Raw genomic sequence first — 21,326 nt, 5'->3', positions numbered from 1 at the left:
GGCTATGAGCGAACAGCATTTTGACGTATTGATCATTGGTGCCGGGGTGTCTGGCATTGGCATGGCCTGCCACCTGAAACGGGAGTGCCCGGGCAAGTCTTTCGCCATTCTGGAGCGGCGCCAGTCGCTCGGCGGCACCTGGGACCTGTTCCGCTATCCGGGTATTCGCTCCGATTCGGATATGTTCACCTTTGGCTATAACTTCCGCCCGTGGACAGGCGGCAAGGTGTTGGCCGATGGCGCTTCCATCAAAAACTACGTGAGTGAAACCGCAAAGGAGCACGACGTTGAGCGGCATATCCGTTATGGCCTTGCAGTAAAAACAGCAGACTGGTCCAGTGTGGATAAATGCTGGAAGCTGACTGCAGTGAATGAAAAAACCGGTAAAAGCCAGAGCTATACCGCCAGCTTTCTGGTTGGCTGTACGGGCTACTACAACTACGATCAGGGCTACAAGCCGGACTTCCCCGGCGAAGCAGACTTCAAAGGCCGGATTGTGCACCCGCAGCACTGGCCGGAAGATCTGGACTATACCGGCAAGAAGGTGGTGGTGATTGGCAGCGGCGCAACGGCGATTACCCTGGTGCCCACCATGGCTGAGAAAGCCGGCCACGTAACCATGTTGCAGCGTTCACCGAGCTACCTGATGCCGTTGCCGTCAACTGACAAGCTAACGCTCGCGCTGCAGAAGGTGCTGCCTGCGCGGGCGGCCTACCGGCTGACCCGGGCCCGTAACATCTCTGTCTCACGGCTTTTGTACCAGCGTTCCCGCAAGAACCCCAAAGCCATGCGTCGCCTGTTTCTGGGTATTATCAAGCGGCAACTGGATGATCAAACCGACATGCGTCATTTCACGCCAAACTACAATCCCTGGGATCAGCGCCTGTGTGTAGTGAAAGACGGCGACCTGTTCAAGGCACTGAAAGCGGGCAAAGCAGCCATCGCGACCGATCATATTGGGCGTTTCACTGAGACCGGCATTCAGCTGAAATCCGGTGAGCACCTGGACGCCGACATTATTATCCCGGCGACGGGCCTGAATATTCAGATGCTCGGAGGTATAAAGCCAAAAGTGGACGGCCAGGAAGTGGTCCTGAAAAACAAGGTGGTCTACAAGAATGTTTTGGTAGAAGGCGTACCCAATGCGGGCATGATCTTCGGTTACACCAACATTTCCTGGACACTGAAAGCCGATATTGCCAGCGAGTACCTGTGCCGGCTGATCAATTATATGGATCGCAACGGCGTGCGCATGGCGGTTCCCCGGGATTACGAGAACAGCCTGGGTGAGGATACAGTGATGGGATCCCTGGACGCCGGCTACGTCACGCGGGCCAAGGATCGTCTTCCACGCCAGGGTACCCACGGCCCCTGGAGGGCGTCCCAGAACTATCTGGAGGATGTAAAAACTCTCCGTTTTGATCCGATAGAAGACGGGTACATGGAGTTTGACGGCAGGAAAACTGCGGCCCGTAAAGGTGAGCCTCGCGGTTTTCTCCGGCCTTTGCGCTCGGCGTTGTTTGGGTCCTGAAAGTCTGGTATCCGGTACTAAGTTTGTTTTTCATAAAAAAGGAACCATAGGCCAGGGGTATTGCCATAATTGCGGATACCCGGTAATGCACAGAACCTGTAGCATCCGCTGCTTTGTCTCCCGGGAAGTGCATTCTTGCAACCGATACGTTCCGCTCTTGCCTACATCGCCCTTAGTGCCGCTATTCTCGTACTGGTTCCCGGTATGGCGGGTCTTGGTGCCGGGGCGGTCAGTCTGGCTGTGATTCTGGGGTGGCGGGATATGCGCCGTGTACCCAGGGCTGTGTTTCTGGTGGCGGGCTTGGCATTGGTGTTTGCCTTCGGGCGAGACCCCGGCCTGATCGGCGTGGCGGCAGGGAACATGAGCCGCCTGGCGGGGTTGATATTGGCAGTTATGCTGCTCTCCTCCGTGCTTGGCCGCACACGTGATCTGCAGCAGATTTCAGCCAGCCTGTTCGGAGGCAAGCCTTTGGTGCGCTACCTCAGCCTGTCGTTCGGCACCTCTCTGGTTTCAATCCCTCTGAATTTTGGCTCAGTCGCCGTCGTAGGCAGCCTGGTAGGTGAGCGTGTGCGCACCCGTGGCGATTCTCCCGCTACCCGGAACGCCACCCGGGCGGTGTTGAGGGGCTTTGGTGTATCGCCCACCTTTTCACCATTATCAATCTCAGTGGTACTTACTCTCACGCTGTTGCCGGGGCTTGGCAGCCTTCAGTTGCTGCTGTTTACCGTTCCGTTTTCTGCAGCGCTGGTACTGTGCGGGCTGATCTGGCGTGAGCCGGAAACGGTTCAGCAAACGGAGCCGGCTGAGCCCACTGCAAGCCTGGCACCCTGGCTGCGATTTGGCGCTCTCATCCTGGTTATCTGCGCGGGAGTGTTCCTGCTCAGCCAGTGGTATCAGCTCAGTTATGCCCATGCGGTAACGCTCAGTTGCATGGGCGCGGTTGTTGGTGCACGGCTATTGGCGTGGAGCCGCAAAACGAATCCGCCCCTGGTTAATATGGCCAATGTCAGCAACGAGCTGGCGATTGTGGGTGGTTCGGCGTTTATTGGCTCGGTTATAAGTGGCGCGGTCCTGGGGCAGATCAGCGGTGATCCAAATGTACCCGCCTGGCTCTGGCCGGCCATCGCAGCCTGCGTGCCCTGGGTTTTCTTCGGCGCCGGCCTGGCCGGTGTTAACCCCATTGTGATCGGTACTCTGGCGGGCGGCATTCTTGGTGTTATCTGGCCAGACACTGCGCTGCTTGGCCTGGGTATCGGCATGGTAACCGGGTGGGGCGTGACTGCCTTTGGAACTCCCTTTGCAGCCAACGCACTGATTATGGAACGCCTGACAGGTTACAGGGCCATGGATGCCTCGTTTCTATGGAATCTCCGGTTGTCTCTTGCCGGCCTGGCGGCTGCCAGTCTGCTTGCCTCACTGGTTACCATCGCACTGTTATGACGCCCATGACGGCTTGCTCACGCCGGTCGCCCGGGAATTCCTTGTAGCTAATTTCGCAGGCCTCTGGTACTGTGCACGCATCCTGCCTCTAGGGATTCTGCAGTTTCCGGCTCACAAGCCGCGTTGCAAACCATCCATACGACCTGTCAGAGGACGTCACCCCGTTACCGGCGCGTGACCGTAGTCGTTTTTTATTCCATGAATCCTCATGGCATCTGCCCGCATTCACCGAGAACGGTGTTCGTGGAGGCAGAACAATCAAGAGTTAATCCTATATGAGTTTTTCTTCACTCGGTTTGTCCGAGCAACTGGTCCGTGCAACTACCGACCAGGGTTATGAAACCCCATCTCCCATTCAGCTTCAGGCTATTCCTGCGGTACTTTCCGGCAAGGATGTTATGGCTGCCGCCCAGACAGGCACAGGCAAAACCGCCGGCTTTACCCTGCCATTGCTGCAGCGCCTGGCTGAGAAGCCCCGCACAGGCAAAGGGCCAAGGGCCCTGATTCTGGCACCCACACGGGAGCTGGCGGCGCAGGTTCACGACAGCGTGAATCTTTACAGTAAATATGTGCCTACCAAAGCTGCCGTGGTGTTCGGTGGTGTGAAAATCAATCCGCAGATGATGAAACTGCGCAAAGGCGTGGACGTGCTGGTGGCCACACCAGGGCGCCTGATGGATCTGTATCAGCAAAACGCGGTGCGATTTAACGAAGTGGAAATCCTGGTGCTGGACGAAGCCGACCGCATGCTGGACATGGGCTTTATCCGCGATATCAAAAAAATCCTGGCACTGCTGCCGGCCAAGCGCCAGAACCTGCTGTTCTCTGCCACCTTCTCCGGCGAGATTCGCGCCCTGGCCCAGGGCCTGCTGGATAACCCGGTGCAGGTGGAAGTGGCCGCTCGAAACACCACGGCTGAAAAGGTGAAGCAGTCGGTGTACACAGTAGACCAGAACCAGAAAACCGCGCTGCTGAGCAAGCTGGTGCGGGATAACAGCTGGGAGCAGGTATTGGTGTTTACCCGCACCAAGCACGGCGCCAACCGCCTGACCCAAAAGCTGGAAAAAGACGGCATTACCGCTGCGGCGATCCATGGCAACAAGTCCCAGGGCGCCCGTACCCGGGCGCTGGCGGAATTCAAGCAGGGTGAGGTTCGCGTGCTGGTAGCCACTGACATTGCTGCCCGCGGTCTGGATATCAAACAGCTGCCACAGGTGGTGAATTTCGAGTTGCCCAACGTGCCGGAAGATTACGTACACCGCATTGGCCGTACCGGCCGTGCCGGTGAAAGCGGCCACGCGCTGTCACTGGTCAGTGCCGACGAGCTCAAGATGCTGGTGGGCATCGAAAAGCTGATCAAAAAGCAGTTGCCACGCAAGGAAATGGAAGGTTTTGAGCCGAAGAACAACGTGGCTATGAAGCCTAAAGCCAAGGCGGATCCGAGCAAGGCCCGTAATCGCAGTGGCGGTCATGGGCGGCCGGCTGGCAAACCCCGCAGCTTTGGTGACAAGCCCGGCGGGCGTAGCGGTGGTCGCAGCCAGGGCGGCAACGGCCAGCGTGGGCGCTCAGCCCAGAGCCAGAATTCGTAAGGAGTGCTTGAAGCCTTTCAGGCAACCGGCAGGAGAATAAAACAATGCGGAGTTCAGGCTCCGCATTGTCTTTTTCAGGGATCAGAACTTGTAGGTGAAACCTACCATGTAGACCATGGGGTCGATTTCGACGTCGAATTCGTCCAGGGTTTCAACTTTCGCTGTGGTGTCGATATCTGCCCACCAAACAGCTGCGTTCAGACCGAAATTCTCGCTGAGCATGTAATCCAAGCCGATCTCGGCGGCAACGCCGACACTGTCGTCCAGCTTGATATCGAGGCCAGAAAGCGCGCCTGTGGTTTTTTCTTCAAAGAACGTAGTGTAGTTAACGCCTACCCCAACATATGGCTGCAGAGCGGAACCACTGTGCATGGGGAAATACTGCAGTGTTACCGTTGGCGGCAAATGCTTGGTCTCAGCAAGCTTGCCAGCGCCTTCAAGGTCGCCTGCACCGCTGATGTTGTGCCTGAACGGGGTAGCACCCAGTACGCCTACGCCAAGGTTGCTTGTAAACATGTAGGTTGCGCGAATGCCAAGCTGTGTATTGGCATCCACTGCAACGCGCGCATCCGATCCTAAAGCCGATGCTCCGCCAACGGTAATGACATCACTGGAATCATCCGGCGCCACATGCACAGCACCGGCACGCAAAATGAAATCACCGGCTTCAAAAGCCTGGGCTGTGGGGGCAACGGCCATAACGGCAGCGGCCAAAACACTGAGTTTAAACGTGTGGGACATACATCTCTCCTTAACCTGAATCTTTGTTGAGTCCAGATTAAAGATCGTGGCGAAAGGAAAATTGATATAGCGCAATAATCACAGGCGGGAGATTGGTGTTACAGCGCGGGATTGACGCAACTCAAGAAATGGGGCGGAAACAACGTTTCTGAATTGTCAGGCAGGGCGTTTTTTGCTGCCAGGTACGGGTTCCCCGGGCACAAAAACATCCCGCACCGTGATGGGTTCGCCTTTAGCATTTTGTACCTGAACGGGCTGGATGGGCTGCCCGGTCGCCTTGTCGCGAAGATCAAGTGGAACCTCGTCAGGCGCCGGATTCCATTTGTCGCCCCATTGGCGCAGGGCAATCACTACCGGGAACAGGTCCCGGCCTTTTTCTGTAAGGCGGTACTCGAAACGGGAACCGTGCTCGCCCACATCCACTTTTTTCAGAACGCCGTTCTCCACCAGGCGAGCCAGGCGGTCACACAAAATATTTTTGGCAATGCCCAGCTCCTGCTGAAAATCCACAAAGCGCCGGGTGCCGTACATGGCGTGCAGTACAATCAGCAGCGACCACCAGTCACCCACCTGATTCAGGGCGCGAGCGACGGAGCAATTGGAGTCATCAAAACGTTTTCTGGCCATGGGCTCAAGTGTACATAATAAGGTTGCATCTTAAAACCAGATTAAATAGAGTTGCGTTAAGAAACCAAATTTGCAAGGCAGTCTGGCCGCCGTCAGCTGCCTGGCTGCATTATTCAACAGCCATTGTTTTCAGGGAGCAGTATCGGATGACCATGAATCTAGGCCCCATGTTTGAACCTTTCGGGATTCACAATCTTACCCTTCGCAACCGTGTGGCCATGGCGCCCATGACCCGGAACTTTTCACCCAAAGGCGTTCCCGGTGAGGATGTTGTTGCTTATTACCGGCGTCGGGCCGAGGCAGGCGTGGGCTTGATCATCACCGAAGGCACCACGGTCAATCATCCTGCGGCTAATGGTTATCCCAATGTGCCCGCTTTTCACGGTGATGAAGCCCTGGCGGGCTGGAAGAATGTGGTGGATGCGGTGCACGAGGCTGGCGGCGCCATATTCCCGCAGCTCTGGCATGTAGGCGCGGTGCGCAAGGAAGGCACAGACCCGGATCCATCGGTTCCCGGCTACAGCCCCTACGGCCTGTTTGCGCCGGGCAAACCCAATGGCAAGGCCATGAGCAAGGGCGATATTGACGATGTGGTCACCGCTTTTGCCGATGCCGCACAGGATGCCAAAGCACTCGGGTTTGACGGCGTAGAGATTCACGGTGCCCACGGCTACCTGCTGGACCAGTTCCTGTGGGAAGGCACCAATCAGCGTGAAGATGAATATGGCGGCAGCCTGGAGAACCGCCTGCGTTTTGTGGTGGAGATTGTAGAGGCGGTTCGTTACCGCGTGGGCCCCGAGTTTCCCATCATGCTGCGCTTCTCCCAGTGGAAACAGCAGGATTACGAGGCAAAACTGGTCCACAGCCCGGAAGAGCTGGAGCGATTCCTGAAGCCACTGGTTGAAGCGGGTGTGGATATATTCCACGCATCCACCCGCCGTTTCTGGGAGCCGGAATTTGAAGGCTCCAGCCTCAACCTGGCGGGCTGGACACAGAAGCTGTCCGGCAAGCCTGCCATGTCGGTCGGCAGCGTTGGCCTGACGGAAGATTTCATCAGCGGCACCTTTGCCAGCAAGAAAGACGCGGTTGAGCAATCGGGCATTGACGAGCTGATAGAACGCATGAACAACCACGAGTTTGAGTTGATTGCCGTAGGGCGGGCGCTGCTGCAGGATCCGCAGTGGCTCACCAAAGTGAAGGAAGGACGGCTTGGCGAGGTGGACGACTTCGCCCGTAAATCCCTCACCACACTGTACTGAGCCCGTGCAGAATATTTCCTCTCTGTAACAGCACACCCCCACTGCCTTTGCGTATGATGGGGGGTGTTTTTGTACACGAAGAATTTCACAGGAGGGGCGGCAATGTCTTTGAAGAACAGTCTTTCAGTATTGATGCTGGCGGGCCTGCTGGCGTTTGCCGGTTGCGCTACCGTGGGTAAGGATTTCCCCACTCACAGCATCGATCAGATCAAGGTGAATGAAACCACCCGGGCCGATATTCAGGAGATGTTTGGCGAGCCCTGGCGCACCGGCGTTGAAGACGGCAAGCGCACCTGGACTTACGGCAAGTACCGCTGGTCGGCCTTTGGGGATGCGGAAACCACGGATCTGGTTGTGCGCTTCAATCCCGACGGTACCGTATCTTCCTACGTATACAATACCACCGAGTAAAAGCTCTGCAGGTGTGGTGCCCGGAGCATCCGGACGCCACACCGCCTGCTCTGCTCCGGGCTTTTTGACAGCCATGTCCCGCGCTGCCGGCACCCCGGGGTGCTGGACTTGCCCGAAGAACCTATCTAGTATCGTTTTTAATCATGGAGTAGTTTAACGAATGGTGTTTGCTTCTTTTTGAATGTGGGCTGACTCGACGCACCGCCCGCAGCTTGTGCGTTAACTGCGTCGACATTTCTCACACGAGGTGAATTATGCAGGTACCTTTGGAAATCACATTCAGGAACGCGGAGCGTTCTGATCCGGTGGAAGCGGTTGTGCGTGAGCGCGCCGACAAATTAAAGCAGTATTTTCCGAATATTGTATCCTGTCGTGTCACCCTGGAAGTTCCCAACCGGACTCCGCAGTACGACGTTCTTAACCATCGCGTGAGCATTGAAATCAGCGTTCCTGGCCAAGAGTTAGTGGTATCCAGTGAGCCGACAGAGCATGAAGATTTTAATGATATATACGTGACGATCCGTAATGCATTCGAGGCGGCGGAGCGACAGCTGAAGGACTATTCCGGACGCCTCCGAGAGTCGCGAAAGCCTATCGAGGACTCGCCGTATGCCACCGTCAACAAGATATTCAAAGACGAGGGATATGGCTTCTTATTGACACCGGATGAGCGCGAAATCTATTTTCACGAAAACAGTGTCTCCCATCCTGGCTTTAGCAAACTCAGCGAAGGAGACACGGTTCGATTTGTTGAATCACGCGGCGATGAGGGGCCGCAAGCCAGTCTGGTTAAGCCTGCCGCACGATAATTCCTGAGAAAACCGGGGCAGGCCTATGGTTTATAGCTCAGCCCCGCAAACCGCTCACCAGCTTGTCGATGCTGTCCTTGGCATCGCCGAACAGCATACGGGCGTTATCCTTGAAGAACAGCGGGTTTTCCACCCCGGAATAGCCTGTCGCCATACCCCGTTTGAGAATCACCACCTGCCGTGCTTTCCACACCTCAAGCACCGGCATACCGGCAATGGGGCTGCCCGGGTCTTCGGCTGCGGCAGGGTTCACCGTGTCGTTGGCGCCGATAACCAGCACCACGTCGGTTGACGGGAAATCCGCGTTGATTTCGTCCATCTCCAGAACTATGTCGTAGGGCACATGGGCTTCTGCGAGCAGCACGTTCATGTGGCCGGGCAGGCGACCGGCAACCGGATGAATGCCGAAGCGTACATTCACGCCACGCTCCCTGAGCAGCTTGGTCATATCACTGACCCCGCTCTGGGCCTGGGCCACCGCCATGCCGTAGCCTGGAACGATAATCACCGAATCGGCGTTACGCAGCTCTTCGCACACCTCGTCTGCGCTGATCTCCACCGCTGTCTGGCCGTCCGCACCTCCTGCAACAGAACTGCTGCTGGTCTGGCCGAAGCCACCGAGAATCACACTGATAAACGAGCGGTTCATGGCCTTGCACATGATGTAACTGAGGATGGCACCGCTACTGCCCACCAGGGCACCGGTCACGATCAGCAAATCGTTGCCCAGCATGAAACCGATGGAGGCTGCGGCCCAGCCCGAGTAGCTGTTGAGCATGGACACCACCACCGGCATGTCGGCACCGCCAATGGCCATGATCAGGTGAATGCCCAGAACGGAGGCAATGACGGTCATCAGTACCAGGATGATGACTCCCCAGGCCATGCTGTCGGTACTCAGGAACCAGGCTCCCAGCAGCACAGATACCGCTATTGCAGCCAGGTTCATCAGATGCCGTCCGGGCAGGGTCAGGGCTTTGCTGTCGATCCGGCCGTCCAGCTTGCCGCAGGCAACGAGTGAGCCGGTGAAGGTAACAGCGCCTATGAAGATACCCACAAACACTTCCACCAGTTTGATGGTGTGCTCGGCGCCGCTGGTGTGGATCAGTGGGTCGACGTAGCCGGAAAAACCCACCAGCACCGCCGCCAGGCCCACAAAACTGTGCAGTAGCGCCACCAGCTGCGGCATCTGGGTCATTTCCACCTTGTTGGCGATGACGATGCCAATACTGGCGCCCACAAGCACCGCAATCACAATGGCCACAAGCCCGCTGTCACTGACACTGGCCATGGTGGCCACCAGTGCAATGAGAATGCCGGCCACCCCGTAAAGATTGCCCCGGCGTGCAGATTCCTGATGGCTCAAGCCTCCGAGGCTGAGGATAAACAATATGCTGGCGACCACGTAGGCCACACTAACGAGTCCTGTACTCATGGCAGTCGCCTCCTATTTGCGGAACATTTTGAGCATGCGATGGGTAACCCGGAAGCCACCCCCAACGTTGATGCTGGCAATCAGCACCGCCACAAACGCCATGATCCCCACGATCGCGTTCTCCGCTTGGGCCAGATGCAGCATGGCACCAATCACGATAATGCCGCTGATGGCATTGGTTACGCTCATCAAAGGCGTGTGCAGGGAAGCGGTTACGTTCCACACAACCTGCCAGCCGATAAAACAGGCCAGCACAAACACCGTAAAGTGTCGCAGGAAACTCTCTGGCGCATAGGCGCCAACACCGTAGAGTGCTGCAAGAGTGACAATCAGCACAGCACCCTTGCCAATCAGGCTGCGGCGCCGGGATTCCTTGTGCGCAGCTGCCTTCTGCTCTGCCGAGGGCTCTTCTGTGCCCGGTGCGGGTTTGGGGCTGGTAGGTGTTTGTGGTTGTGGTGGCGGCCAGGTGACATCCTGACCCAGTACCACCGTGAGACCACGAATTACATCATCTTCCATATTCACCTGGGGCTGGCCGTCTTTTTCGGGCGTCAGCTCAGTCACCAGGTGGAACAGGTTGGTGGCGTAGAGATCGCTGGCCACCTTGGCCATACGGCTGGGCAGATCGGTATAGCCGATCAATGTGACTTCATGGTGCTCGACGATTTTGCCCGGCTCGGTGAGCTCGCAGTTACCGCCGCGTTCGGATGCCAGATCCACAATCACGCTGCCGGGCTTCATGGATTTGACCATCTCTGCCGTAATCAGCTTGGGTGCCGGCTTGCCAGGGATCAGGGCGGTAGTGATGATGATATCCACCTCTTTGGCCTGCTCGGCAAACAGCGCCATTTCCGCCTTGATGAATTCATCGCTCATTTGTTTGGCGTAACCGCCGGTGCCACTGCCTTCTTCGTCGCCAAAATCCAGCTGCAGGAATTCCGCGCCCATGCTTTCAATCTGTTCTTTCACCTCCAGCCGGGTATCAAACGCCCGCACGATAGCGCCCAGGCTGTTCGCCGCGCCCACGGCTGCAAGCCCTGCTACACCGGCACCGATGACCATCACCTTGGCCGGTGGCACCTTGCCCGCAGCCGTAACCTGGCCGGTGAAAAAGCGCCCGAAGTGATTAGCGGCTTCCACCACCGCGCGATACCCGGCGATGTTAGCCATGGCACTCAGGGCATCCATTTTCTGGGCCCGGCTGATCCGGGGCAGGCTGTCGATGGCAAAGGTGGTGATTTTGCGGGCGGCAAGTTTCTCCAGAAGCTCGGGGTTCTGGGCCGGCCAGATATAACTGACAAGAAAGGCACCTTCCTTCATCAGGTCGGCTTCATGCTTGCCCAGAGCCGGATTGAGCATGGGTGCGCGCACTTTCAGAATGAAATCGGCGTCGCTCCACAACGAGCGGGTATCCACTGCGATGGTTGCACCAACCGCCTCATAGGCTTCATCGCGATAATGCGCAGCCTCACCCGCGCCGGTTTCAACCGTGACTTCGTAGCCGAGGTTGATCAGCTTGTGTACCGATGGCGGTGTGGCCGCCACCCGCCGTTCGTCGGTGAATATCTCTTTCGGAATGCCAATCTTCATGATGCAAACGTCCTCTGCCTGGACTGATGAAATAAACGTGAGCTACCTACATCCTAGTGCAATTTCAAGACTTTGCCTGCCATACGTTCTGATGCGTACGGCAGAAATCCGGATAAGGCGCTATGCTTGGCGTTTTTGCCCATACCGGAATTTTTCGATGTTCGAGATGTTTTTCAGTACCTACATCAGCAGTACCATTCGTTTTCTGTTTCTGCTGGCTCCCTTTTTCGCGGTATCCATGTTCATAGCACTGACCCGTGGGTTGCCCGCTGGCGAAAAAGCCTCAATTATTCGCCGGGCGTGTATCGCAGCATCTGTTATGGGCGTAATACTGTTCTTTGGTGGCCCGGTTCTGTTCAGTGCCATTGGCATTACCCTGAACTCCTTCCGTATCGGTGCCGGCACCCTGCTGTTCCTGACCGCCATCAGTCTGGTCACCAGCGGCACCCGCAACCACGCCACCGGCCTGCCGGAAGAAGAGCGTGACGACATCGCGGTGGTGCCGCTGGCGGTTCCGGTGATGATTGGGCCCGCTACCATCGGCGCCATCCTGGTGTACGGCGCAGAGCTGAAAAATGTGCCGGAAGTAGCCGGAGGCCTGCTGGGCCTGCTTTCCGGCCTGCTGATTCTGGGGATTTTGCTGCATCTGTCCGGGTACCTGGAAAAAGCCCTGGGTAAGACCGGCCTCAACATCCTCTCAAAAATCAGCGGTCTGGTACTCTCGGCCATGGCTGCAGAAATTGTTCTGACAGGTATTACGGGTTTTATAGCCAGTTCGGGGTTGGTAGGAGCATAAGGGAGCGCAATGTCTGCAGACACCACAGAGCATAATCGCAACCGACAGGATTTCTCCGGTATCGACTCGATCTGGCTGTTTGGTTATGGCTCGTTGATTTACAAAGTGGATTTCCCGTACCTGGAAAAACGTCCCGCGTCGATTCAGGGCTGGGCCCGCCGGTTCTGGCAGGGTTCCCACGACCATCGGGGCACTCCGGAAGCACCAGGGCGGGTGGTAACGCTCGTCGAAAAGCCCGGGGCTACCTGCAAAGGCATGGCGTTTCGGGTATCACCGAAGGTATTTGAACATTTGGATGTGCGGGAGAAGAATGGCTATTTGCGATTCACCACAAGGTTGACGTTCGATGATGGCAGCCATGGTGAAGGGCTGGTGTATATCGCCACCGAAGACAATGAAGCCTTCCTGGGCCATGCGCCGGATGAAGATATAGCGCGCCAGATTGCTTCTGCGGTTGGGCCGAGTGGTCCGAACTCCGAATACCTGCTCAGACTGGCAGAGTCTTTGCGGGCATTGGGTGACGAGTGTACTCATACTTTCGCAATTGAGTCCCACCTCAAGAAAGACTCCTGAGCAAGAGCTTTGGCTTCGGGGAAGCAACCGGGGGCGGGGCACCTTCCAAAACACGCTGTGAATACGTCCGTGTACGCTTGGCTCCGCCATCCCTGGCTCCGCACAGTTTTGAAAGGTGCCCCGCCCCCGGTTGCGTCAGGCTTCGGCGGTGGCCGCCTGTTGCTCATCTCGGGTAGCTGGATTAAAGCCTCTGGGAGGTGATTTGCGACGCTGGTTTAAGCCAATCAATACCAAAGGCACAACAACCATTAAGCTACCCACCAGGAACCACCAGTCCGGTACCTCGTTGAACCATATCCAGCCAATACCAACAGCCCAGATTAACCCTGTGTACTCTGCACTGGTCACCTGGTTGGCATCTACTTGCCGGTAGGCCAGTAACACAGTGATGTTGTAGCCGAGAATAAAAAATGCAGACGCGGCCGCTGTAAACAGAATTTCCGGGTGCCATGTTGCACCCTGTTGCCACTCCCACACCGCAAGTAACCCGGAAGCCGGAATAACCAGCAGATAGTTGAGAAACAGCTTGTGCACCGTGGTCTGGCCCTGTGGCAACTTGCGCACCATCACAGCATTGATGGCCAGTGTAATCGCCGACCCCAGTGCCGCTACGGCGGCCCAGCTGAACTCCACCGGGCGCAGGATAACGATGATGCCGGCAAAGCCACTGAATACTGCAAGCACGCTCAAAGGCGACAGCGACTCCCGGAAAATGACCACGGAAAACACCATTACCAGAATCGGCGCTGCGTAAAACACGGCGTTCGCGGTGGCCAGGGGCAGGTTGCTCAGGGCTACGATCATGCACAGCAGGCCCACCAGGTGAACGTGTGCTCTTATAGCATGCACCTTTATGCCGGCAAACAGGTTGCTGCGGTCGATCTTGCGGGCCAAGGGCAGTAAGAACATGAGGGTGATCAGGCAGCGCAAAAAAGCAAACTGGAGAATGGGCGCACCCGGTTCCATCAGTTTGATAAAAACGTCAGAGATCAGCGCCATGGCGTTGCCAAGCACAAGCAGAAGGATTGCGCTGTTTACGGTTTTACCTGCCATGATTGTGTTCCTGACCTCCGTATGTGAATAAAGCAAACACAGTAGAAAGTGGCAGTATCAGTCTACCTGGGCTTTAATATCCGATAAAATGATGTTTATTGGATAGGTATTAGAAAAATAGATAATGAAACTGCCACCTCTCAAAGCCTTGCCCGTATTTGAAGCGGTTGCCCGCCTCAATAGTTTTTCACTGGCCGCTCAGGAGCTGGCAGTGAGCCAAAGCGCGGTGAGCCATCAGATCAAACAGCTGGAAACCTACCTGGGAGAAAAGCTGTTCTGGCGCAGTGGGCGCACACTGGCGCTGACGGACGAGGGCCGGCAGTATCTGGACGCCATCAGCACCGCCTTGTTGCAGATCGAGAGGGCCAGTGAGCAATTGCTTGGGCATGAGGAGTCCCGGCTGCGGTTGTCGCTTTTCAGTTCCTTCGCTGTGCGCTGGCTGGTGCCACGGTTACCGGAGTTGCAGCGTCTGCATCCGCAGGTGGAGCTGGCGCTGGAAATGAGCAGCGAAAACCCTGTGCTGTCGGATCGGGTGGCGGACTGTTTTATTACCATCCACAGGGACTCACCGGCCTACAGTTACGAGCTTTTGTACGTGGAACGGCTTTTCCCTGTGTGCAGTCAGGACTATTGGCAGCGCATCCGTCGGGAACTGGGCCGGGAAACGGACGTAACTGGGCGCGACGAACCCGCCATGACACCAGCCGAGATAGCCCGCTTCCCCCTGTTGTCCACCCACAGCATATACGATAAGGCCGCAGGTGACTGGGAAGCCTGGTATCAAACCGTGGGTGAAACCATACCTGCAGCCGCCCGCGTGCAGCATTTCAGCCACATGCTTCTGGCTCTGGAGGCGGCGCGTTACCACCAGGGCATCGCGCTGACCAATGATTACATGTTAAGCACCCGCAAGGATTCTGAGGAATTTGTGCGCCTGCCTTGCCATCCGCTGGTAACCGGCGACCGGTTCTACTTTGCCTGGAAAACCAGCCGGCGCCGGGAACGAAGCATACAGCTGCTCAGAGGCTGGCTGGTGGATGAGGCGATCAGAGGCGGTTTGCGAACCGAGTGATGACAATCTGGCCCGTTAAGTCAGATTTCTGAGTGCTGGTACTCTCGGAGATCGGTTGCGTAACGGGTATGCTTGCTCCAATAACAACACAGCTGCCCTGGTGCACAGGTGCAGTGGGCAAGGAATCAACATGTCATTTAACCGTCGCCAGTTTCTGCAATACGCCGGCGCCCTTGGCGCCCTGGGGGCGTTTGGCAGCCAGGCTGCGTTTGCACAGGCCCTGAACCCGGAAAGAATGCAGCCCTGGCGCAACTGGTCGGGTGCACAGAGCTGTTTGCCGGCAAGTCATGTAACACCCAGAACGCTGGATGAACTGGTGGATGTGCTTATCCGCAGCACCGGCACCATCCGCCCGGTTGGGGCAGGGCACTCCTTCAGCCCACTGGTACCCACCGATGACACCCTGCTGTCCCTGGGCTATTTCAGCGGCATGCTCAGCCATGATCCGGCAACCCATCAGGCGGAGTTTGGTGCCGGTACGTCCATGGCGCTTATGGGCATGGCGCTGGACGAGGTGGGCCAGGGCTTTATCAATATGGCGGATATTGACCATCAGACCCTTGGCGGCGCGGTTGCCACCTCTACTCACGGTACGGGCATCGAATACGGCTCTTACTCCAGTTATGTGACGGGTTTGCAGCTGGTGACCGCAGCCGGCGAGGTGCTCGATTGCGATGCCACCCGTAACCCGGAGGTTTTCAATGCTGCCCGGGTGTCCCTGGGTGCGCTGGGGGTCATAACCCGGCTGACTCTGCAAAACCGGCCAGGCTATCGCCTGCGGGAAACCATGTGGGTTGCCGCCACAGAAGACTTGCTGGCGGATATTGACAAGCATGTTTCCGAAAACCAGCACTGGGAAATGCTGGTGATTACCCATTCGGATTACGCCCTGGCGATCGCCCTGAACGAAACCGACGAGCCGGCTACGCCCCCGGTAAACAAGGCGGAAAGCGGCGGCAATGAGTTTGTGACCCTTCTGGAAAAGCTGGACAAATACGGCAGTGATTTCCCGGCCGCCCGGCGGTTTCTGCTGAATAACCTGCGGCACTTTGCAACCTTTGATGAGCGCATTGGCGAGTCCTACGAGATCTACTCCAATGTGCGCTCCGTGCGCTTTAACGAAATGGAGTACTCGGTGCCCGCCGAGCATGGCCCCGCCTGCCTGCGTGAGATTCTGCAGCTTATAGAGCGCAATGATCTGCCCACCTGGTTTCCACTGGAGTACCGTTATGTCAAGGCTGATGATGTGCCCTTAAGCATGTTCCAGGGCCGTGACAGTTGTGCCATTTCGGTGCACCAGCATTACAGCATGGATTATCACAACTTTTTTGCGGCCATAGAGCCGGTCTTCTGGAAGTACGATGGTCGGCCCCACTGGGGCAAGCTGCACACGCTGAATTCCCGGCACCTGGAGCAGTTGTACCCCCAGTGGCGGGAGTTTACCGGGTTGCGGCAGAATCTGGACCCGCAGGGGCGCTTTCTGAACGGCCACCTGCGCAAAATCCTGGGCGCGTAAAGGAGAGATTGCTTTGAACCGTCGTGGTTTTCTGTTCACCGGCTTGCTGGGTGGCGCGGCAATAGTTACCGGCGCCGCCTGGCTGCGACCTGCGGACAAGGGTAAGCCATATACCGCCTACTTCGAGGCCTTGAACGCCGAGCTGAAAAGCACCGGCCCCATGCGGCCTGTGTTGCTGGTGGACCTGGACCGGCTGGATCACAATATCGATGTGGTAAATGCCTCCCTGAGGCGCAGCGGCAAGGCGTTGCGCCTGGTTGAAAAATCTCTGCCTTCCCGGGATTTGCTGCAGTACATTGCCAGTCGCACAGGCACGGACAAGCTGATGTCCTTCCATCAGCCCTTCCTGAACCAGACTGCCGGGTATTTTCCGCAAGCGGACATTCTGCTGGGTAAACCCCTGCCAGCCCGTTCGGTTCAGGTGTTCTACCAGCAGCACCAGGGGCAGACTGATCCCACAGCGCGCATCCAGTGGCTGATAGATACCCCGGAGCGGCTGTATGAGTACCTGCAGGTAGCGCAAGCACGCAACAGCAGGTTCCGGATCAACATTGAGCTGGATGTGGGGTTGCACCGTGGCGGTGTGGCCGACAATAGTACCCTGAACGTTCTGCTCGGCCTGATTGAAGACAACCCGGGTTATCTGGAGTTCGCCGGCTTTATGGGTTATGACCCGTTTGTGGGCATGGAGTTACCCCCGGTTCTTGGTTCGCCGGAAACGCTGCTGGAGAAGGTAATGGCCCGCTATCAGGGCTTTGTTGATTTTACCCGAACCCATTACCCGGCACTGTGGCGGGACGGCCTTGCGCTCAATACAGCAGGCAGCGCCAGCTACCGGCTGCACGAAACGGAAAACCTGAGCACCGAGCTGGCGGTAGGGTCCGCCATGGTTATGCCTTCCCACTTCGATTTGCCCTCACTGAGCGAACATGTTCCTGCAGCGTTTATTGCCAGCCCGGTTCTGAAATCCACCGGGCCGGTGAATATTCCGGCGCTGGACGGTAAATCGAAGATCTTCTCATGGTGGGATGTAAACCAGCGAGCCAGCTATTTTATTTATGGCGGCAACTGGCTGGCGGACTTCGCGGCGCCGGAGGGGCTGCAGAGCAACAGCCTGTATGGCAGAAGTTCGAATCAGGAGCTGGTTAACGCGTCGCCGCGTGTGGGTCTTGAAGTGGGCGATCAGGTGTTTCTCCGGCCACAGCAGAGCGAGTCGGTGTTGCTGCAGTTCGGGGATATACTGGCCATGCGGGGTGGCAAGATTGTTGAGCACTGGCCGGTTTACCGGGACGGATCCCCGGGATAGTTGTTGGGGCAGGCAGTGGCCAGCATGTTCAGGTGCCGGCCACTGCCTGTGCAAAGCGTGTACCTACTCCGCCGCCGGGCGCTCAACCACTTTGCGTTTGCCCTTGGCACATCGGGACAGGGCTTTCAGGCCGTCTTCATCAAAGGCATCCACTCGTATAACGTCGTACAGGGCAGTCAGTGCTTCCTCAAGTTTATCGCACTCGTCTGCCTTCACGATGCCTTCGGCGCAGGCCCAGTCCACCAGTTTCTTGCGCTCGTGGCCCATGAGCAGCGCGATACCGTCCAGCTCGTCTTCATCACGATGGCGAATGGCATCATGCAGCTTGCTGCGCATGCCGGCGGTTTCGTTTGCCAGCTTGTAGGCATTCAGAACCCGGCCCAGCGGGTCCTCCGGGTCCATGGTGGTGTAGGCGCCACGGCTGATGCGCTGGCGCAACGGTGTGTCGTTCACAATGCTGGCGGCCACGCGGGTGCCCAGCTTGTCATCGGGCCCGTTGAGACCGGTTGCGCCCAGCGGGAATACCAGCAGGCGCAATGGCCAGCGCAGGGCCGCTACCGGGAAATTGATAATGGCTTCGCGCATGGAGTGCTGCAGATCCCGCAAGCAGGATTGCAGGCACCACTCCACCAGCGGGCGCTGATCATCCGGGTAGCCTTCTTCATGCCATTGCTTGATGACGGCTGAGGCGTAATACAATTGTACAAGGCTGTCTGCCATGCGGCCTGAGAGCCTTTGCCGGGCCTTGAGGCCGCCACCGACCGAGAGCAGGGTTACATCAGTCATCAGTGCAAATGCCGCTGAGAAACGGGCAAGCTGGCGGTAAGACGATTTGATGTTGCCCTGGGCCGGAACAGACTCAAGCAGCCCGCCAGTCAGGCCAAGAACCAGTGCCCGCAGTGCATTGCGTGTGGTGTGCGCCAGGTGTTTGTAAAAGATGCCATCAAACTTCTTCGCGGCCTGGTCCTCGTCTTCCATGCCAGCGGCGGCAATTTCGTCAACAATAAACGGATGGCAGCGAATAGCGCCCTGGCCGAATACCATCAGGCTTCGGGTCAATATATTTGCACCTTCCACGGTAATGCCAATGGGCACGGCATTGTAAGCACGGGCCATGAAGTTGCGGGGGCCGGTGATGACACCGCGGCCTGCCACCACATCCATGGCGTGATTGATCACGATCCGCATCAGGTCGGTATTGCGATATTTCAGGAGCGCTGACGGCACCGACGGGCGCACGCCCCTGTCCAGCATGCCGGAGGTGAGCTGGCGTGCTGCGTCCATCATGTAAGTGTAGCCGGCGATGGGTTCCAGGGCTTCCTGCACACCTTCAAACTGGCTGATGGAACGGCCAAACTGTTCGCGGGTATAGGCATAAGAGCCGGTGGCCAGGCTGGCCACCTTGCCGGCACCTGTGCCGAGGGCGGGCAGGGAAATGGAGCGGCCAATGGACAGGCATTCCAGCAGCATGGTCCAGCCTTTACCGAGCATCTCCTGGCCACCGATAACCTGATCCATGGGTATGAATACCTCGTCACCCCAGGTAGGCCCGTTCATGAACACGGTGTTCATGGGCAGGTGCCGGGCGCCCGCATGCACCCCTTCTGTGTCACGGGGAACCAGAACGCAGGTTACGCCTATCTCGGCGTTATCGCCCAGCAGTTTGTCCGGGTCGTAAACCTTGATGGCCAGGCCAATCAGCGTCGCTACCGGCGCCAGGGTGATGTAACGCTTGTTCCAGGTGACTTTCAGGCCCAGCACTTCCTTGCCGTTCCACTGGCCCTTGCACACTATGCCCTTATCCGGAATGGCGCCGGCATCGGAGCCGGCGACCGGGGAAGTCAGGGCAAAGCAGGGGATTTCCTCGCCACCGGCCAGCCGGGGCAGGTAGTGCTGTTTCTGTTCGTCGGTGCCGTAATGCATCAGCAACTCACCCGGGCCGAGGGAGTTGGGTACCATTACGGTGACCGCCGCAGACACGCTGCGGGTGGATATCTTCATCACGATTTCGGAGTGGGCGGTGTTGGAGAAGCCCAAGCCGCCGTCTTCTTTCGGAATGACCAGGCCGAAAAAGCCGTTTTCACGGATAAACTTCCAGGCTTTGTCCGGCAGGTCGTAGTGTTCATGGGTGATCTTCCAGTCATCCAGCATGGCGCAGAGTTTTTCCACCGGGCCATCGAGAAAAGCCTGTTCTTCGCTGGTCAGGCGTGCCGGCCTGGCATCCAGAAGCCTGGACCATTGCGGCTTGCCGGAAAACAGTTCGCCATCCCAGTCCACAGAGCCGGATTTCAGGGCTTCTTCTTCGGTGGGCGAGAGCTTGGGAAGACGGCTACGCACCCAGCCCAGCAGTGGTCGGCTGAATTTGTCCAGGCGCAGGTCGCCGGGGATGACAAGAATCAGGGCCAGCGCCAGAAAAAGACCGCCAAACAGGACACTGGCCAGGTGCCACTCATCCTCGACCACGCCCACCAGAGTTGCGATGGACATCACCAGAGCAGCGGCGGTGCCGCCAACTCCCAGGTAGATCAGAACAAGTGCACTGATGAGCAGAAAAAGGACGCTCATGGGCAGACCTCCATATCGTGGGTGAAATCAGCAAAGTATAGTTCTAACCTTCGGTCAAAGCGGTCTCACATGCAAGGACAGCGACCGGGTGCAAACACAACCGCGGGTACTTAAAGGCTCAGACCAACCACCAGCAGGGCCAGCGTGGCCAGAAGAATCGCTACGTTGGTGCCCAGCAAAAGGTTGAGTGTGCCCGGCTGATCAATAGCCCCCGGCAGTTTCCAGGCAAGCCAGAGGGCGAAGGGTGCGGTCGCCAGGGACAGTATAGCCGGCAATGGCAGCCAGCCGGCGATGATGCCCGCCAGCAGCACAACATAGCTGGAAACAAACAGGGCCAATACCAGCCGGGCAGCGGCACGGGCGCCAAGGGTAATCACCAGGTGCCGGCGGCCTATTTTGCGATCGGCCTCGGCGTCCGGTATCTGGTTGATCAGCAGCAGTTCGCTCACCAGTAGCAGGCTGATTACAGACACGGTTATCGCCGTGGCATCCAGCCTTGCTCCAAGCGCCACCAGCGTGCCCAGAATCATTACCGGCCCGAACCCGATGCCCGGTGCAAACAGGCATAACAGGGGGGAGCGGGTGATCCAGCGCGTGTAGGTCAGCACCAGCATGATTCCGGCGACTCCCAGGACCAGCATGGGCAAGCCGCGTTGCCAGAGGAAATAGAGGCCGATAAGAATAACCAGGGCCAGAGTGCCGAGGGCTGCTGCCAACACACGCTTTGCTGCACCGGGGACCTCAGGGAGGGCGCCGCTGCCGCCGGAAAACGGGGTTCGGGTGGTGAGCAGGTCCAGCCCGGAGACAAAATCCTCGTATTCATTGAGCAGATTCACCGCAGCGTGAGCCAGCAGGGCGCCAATAAACACCAGCAGCGTATCCAGCAGCGCCGGTGGTTCGCCCTGCTGCCAGGCCACAGCCACTCCAAGCCCGGCACAGAGGGGTGCAAGAATCAGGAAGCTGGGGCGGGAGGCACGAACAACGGCGACCGTTTCAGACATTCGTCGTTTCCT

The 21,326-nt window shown here is 57.6% G+C and carries 18 protein-coding genes; 11 read left to right on the top strand and 7 right to left on the bottom strand.

Annotation, left to right across the window (positions count from 1 at the left end; all coding sequences use genetic code 11):
- Positions 1–4: 4 nt before the first annotated feature.
- From CDH48_RS13110 to CDH48_RS13100, 3 genes are all read left to right on the top strand, one after another.
- Positions 5–1,531, top strand: coding sequence for a flavin-containing monooxygenase (locus tag CDH48_RS13110; protein WP_100689199.1), 1,527 nt, complete (start codon positions 5–7; stop codon positions 1,529–1,531).
- 135 nt (positions 1,532–1,666) lie between these two features.
- Positions 1,667–2,971, top strand: coding sequence for a hypothetical protein (locus tag CDH48_RS13105; protein ID WP_100689198.1), 1,305 nt, complete (start codon positions 1,667–1,669; stop codon positions 2,969–2,971).
- A 275-nt stretch (positions 2,972–3,246) separates the two neighbouring features.
- Positions 3,247–4,560, top strand: coding sequence for a DEAD/DEAH box helicase (locus CDH48_RS13100; RefSeq protein WP_100689197.1), 1,314 nt, complete (start codon positions 3,247–3,249; stop codon positions 4,558–4,560).
- 81 nt (positions 4,561–4,641) lie between these two features.
- On the opposite strand, the gene CDH48_RS13095 is transcribed toward CDH48_RS13100, so the two are convergent.
- Positions 4,642–5,301, bottom strand: coding sequence for an OmpW/AlkL family protein (locus tag CDH48_RS13095; RefSeq protein ID WP_100689196.1), 660 nt, complete (start codon positions 5,299–5,301; stop codon positions 4,642–4,644).
- Between the two features lie 156 nt (positions 5,302–5,457).
- Positions 5,458–5,928 carry a winged helix-turn-helix transcriptional regulator gene (locus CDH48_RS13090; RefSeq protein ID WP_100689195.1) on the bottom strand — a complete coding sequence of 157 codons (471 nt, stop codon included), beginning with the start codon at positions 5,926–5,928 and terminating at the stop codon, positions 5,458–5,460.
- A gap of 146 nt (positions 5,929–6,074) precedes the next feature.
- On the opposite strand from CDH48_RS13090, the gene CDH48_RS13085 reads away from it, so the two are divergent.
- The 3 genes from CDH48_RS13085 (at position 6,075) to CDH48_RS13075 (ending at position 8,407) form a co-directional block, all read left to right on the top strand.
- Positions 6,075–7,187, top strand: a complete 1,113-nt coding sequence (locus CDH48_RS13085; protein WP_100689194.1) for an NADH:flavin oxidoreductase — start codon at positions 6,075–6,077, stop codon at positions 7,185–7,187.
- 102 nt (positions 7,188–7,289) lie between these two features.
- Positions 7,290–7,598, top strand: coding sequence for an outer membrane protein assembly factor BamE domain-containing protein (gene bamE, locus CDH48_RS13080; protein ID WP_100689193.1), 309 nt, complete (start codon positions 7,290–7,292; stop codon positions 7,596–7,598).
- Between the two features lie 254 nt (positions 7,599–7,852).
- Positions 7,853–8,407: an HPF/RaiA family ribosome-associated protein gene (locus CDH48_RS13075; protein WP_100689192.1), complete on the top strand. Its 555-nt coding sequence runs from the start codon at positions 7,853–7,855 to the stop codon at positions 8,405–8,407.
- Between the two features lie 37 nt (positions 8,408–8,444).
- Here the strand turns inward: CDH48_RS13075 and pntB are convergent, their stop codons facing one another.
- Together pntB and CDH48_RS13065 are read right to left on the bottom strand one after the other, a co-directional pair.
- Positions 8,445–9,842: a Re/Si-specific NAD(P)(+) transhydrogenase subunit beta gene (gene pntB, locus CDH48_RS13070; protein WP_100689191.1), complete on the bottom strand. Its 1,398-nt coding sequence runs from the start codon at positions 9,840–9,842 to the stop codon at positions 8,445–8,447.
- A 12-nt stretch (positions 9,843–9,854) separates the two neighbouring features.
- Entirely contained in the window at positions 9,855–11,432 is a 1,578-nt protein-coding gene (locus CDH48_RS13065; protein WP_100689190.1) for a Re/Si-specific NAD(P)(+) transhydrogenase subunit alpha, read from the bottom strand.
- 157 nt (positions 11,433–11,589) lie between these two features.
- Between CDH48_RS13065 and CDH48_RS13060 the strand changes: the two genes are divergently transcribed.
- Both CDH48_RS13060 and CDH48_RS13055 read left to right on the top strand, forming a co-directional pair.
- Positions 11,590–12,228 (top strand): MarC family protein, encoded by a 639-nt coding sequence (locus tag CDH48_RS13060; protein WP_100689189.1) that lies wholly within the window; start codon positions 11,590–11,592, stop codon positions 12,226–12,228.
- Positions 12,229–12,237: 9 nt separating this feature from the next.
- A complete protein-coding gene (locus tag CDH48_RS13055) occupies positions 12,238–12,801 on the top strand; it encodes a gamma-glutamylcyclotransferase (RefSeq protein ID WP_100689188.1) in 564 nt (187 codons plus the stop codon).
- 135 nt (positions 12,802–12,936) lie between these two features.
- Here CDH48_RS13055 and CDH48_RS13050 read toward each other — a convergent pair whose 3' ends face one another.
- A complete protein-coding gene (locus CDH48_RS13050) occupies positions 12,937–13,854 on the bottom strand; it encodes a DMT family transporter (RefSeq protein WP_100689187.1) in 918 nt (305 codons plus the stop codon).
- A gap of 124 nt (positions 13,855–13,978) precedes the next feature.
- Between CDH48_RS13050 and CDH48_RS13045 the strand changes: the two genes are divergently transcribed.
- From CDH48_RS13045 to CDH48_RS13035, 3 genes are all read left to right on the top strand, one after another.
- The gene (locus CDH48_RS13045) at positions 13,979–14,926 is read left to right on the top strand and encodes a LysR family transcriptional regulator (RefSeq protein WP_100689186.1); all 948 of its coding nucleotides are present in this window, start codon (positions 13,979–13,981) and stop codon (positions 14,924–14,926) included.
- 124 nt (positions 14,927–15,050) lie between these two features.
- A complete protein-coding gene (locus CDH48_RS13040; RefSeq protein WP_379923435.1) occupies positions 15,051–16,442 on the top strand; it encodes a D-arabinono-1,4-lactone oxidase in 1,392 nt (463 codons plus the stop codon).
- A 13-nt stretch (positions 16,443–16,455) separates the two neighbouring features.
- Entirely contained in the window at positions 16,456–17,748 is a 1,293-nt protein-coding gene (locus tag CDH48_RS13035; protein ID WP_188437655.1) for a DSD1 family PLP-dependent enzyme, read from the top strand.
- Positions 17,749–17,811: 63 nt separating this feature from the next.
- On the opposite strand, the gene CDH48_RS13030 is transcribed toward CDH48_RS13035, so the two are convergent.
- Positions 17,812–20,313: an acyl-CoA dehydrogenase gene (locus tag CDH48_RS13030; protein ID WP_100689183.1), complete on the bottom strand. Its 2,502-nt coding sequence runs from the start codon at positions 20,311–20,313 to the stop codon at positions 17,812–17,814.
- A gap of 110 nt (positions 20,314–20,423) precedes the next feature.
- A complete protein-coding gene (locus tag CDH48_RS13025; protein ID WP_100689182.1) occupies positions 20,424–21,314 on the bottom strand; it encodes a prenyltransferase in 891 nt (296 codons plus the stop codon).
- Positions 21,315–21,326 lie beyond the last annotated feature (12 nt).

The organism is Marinobacter aromaticivorans, assembly GCF_002806975.1.
GTDB lineage: Bacteria > Pseudomonadota > Gammaproteobacteria > Pseudomonadales > Oleiphilaceae > Marinobacter > Marinobacter aromaticivorans.
This window is presented reverse-complemented; position numbering and strand designations above follow the sequence as displayed.

Excerpts from the sequence above, each read along its gene's own strand:
- CDH48_RS13100 (WP_100689197.1), top strand. The coding sequence starts at position 3,247 with ATGAGTTTTTCTTCACTCGGTTTGTCCGAGCAACTGGTCCGTGCAACT.
- CDH48_RS13110 (WP_100689199.1), top strand. The coding sequence starts at position 5 with ATGAGCGAACAGCATTTTGACGTATTGATCATTGGTGCCGGGGTGTCT.
- CDH48_RS13075 (WP_100689192.1), top strand. The coding sequence starts at position 7,853 with ATGCAGGTACCTTTGGAAATCACATTCAGGAACGCGGAGCGTTCTGAT.
- CDH48_RS13050 (WP_100689187.1), bottom strand. The coding sequence starts at position 13,854 with ATGGCAGGTAAAACCGTAAACAGCGCAATCCTTCTGCTTGTGCTTGGC.
- CDH48_RS13085 (WP_100689194.1), top strand. The coding sequence starts at position 6,075 with ATGACCATGAATCTAGGCCCCATGTTTGAACCTTTCGGGATTCACAAT.
- CDH48_RS13090 (WP_100689195.1), bottom strand. The coding sequence starts at position 5,928 with ATGGCCAGAAAACGTTTTGATGACTCCAATTGCTCCGTCGCTCGCGCC.
- CDH48_RS13060 (WP_100689189.1), top strand. The coding sequence starts at position 11,590 with ATGTTCGAGATGTTTTTCAGTACCTACATCAGCAGTACCATTCGTTTT.
- CDH48_RS13065 (WP_100689190.1), bottom strand. The coding sequence starts at position 11,432 with ATGAAGATTGGCATTCCGAAAGAGATATTCACCGACGAACGGCGGGTG.
- pntB (WP_100689191.1), bottom strand. The coding sequence starts at position 9,842 with ATGAGTACAGGACTCGTTAGTGTGGCCTACGTGGTCGCCAGCATATTG.
- CDH48_RS13045 (WP_100689186.1), top strand. The coding sequence starts at position 13,979 with ATGAAACTGCCACCTCTCAAAGCCTTGCCCGTATTTGAAGCGGTTGCC.
- bamE (WP_100689193.1), top strand. The coding sequence starts at position 7,290 with ATGTCTTTGAAGAACAGTCTTTCAGTATTGATGCTGGCGGGCCTGCTG.
- CDH48_RS13055 (WP_100689188.1), top strand. The coding sequence starts at position 12,238 with ATGTCTGCAGACACCACAGAGCATAATCGCAACCGACAGGATTTCTCC.
- CDH48_RS13095 (WP_100689196.1), bottom strand. The coding sequence starts at position 5,301 with ATGTCCCACACGTTTAAACTCAGTGTTTTGGCCGCTGCCGTTATGGCC.
- CDH48_RS13025 (WP_100689182.1), bottom strand. The coding sequence starts at position 21,314 with ATGTCTGAAACGGTCGCCGTTGTTCGTGCCTCCCGCCCCAGCTTCCTG.
- CDH48_RS13030 (WP_100689183.1), bottom strand. The coding sequence starts at position 20,313 with ATGAGCGTCCTTTTTCTGCTCATCAGTGCACTTGTTCTGATCTACCTG.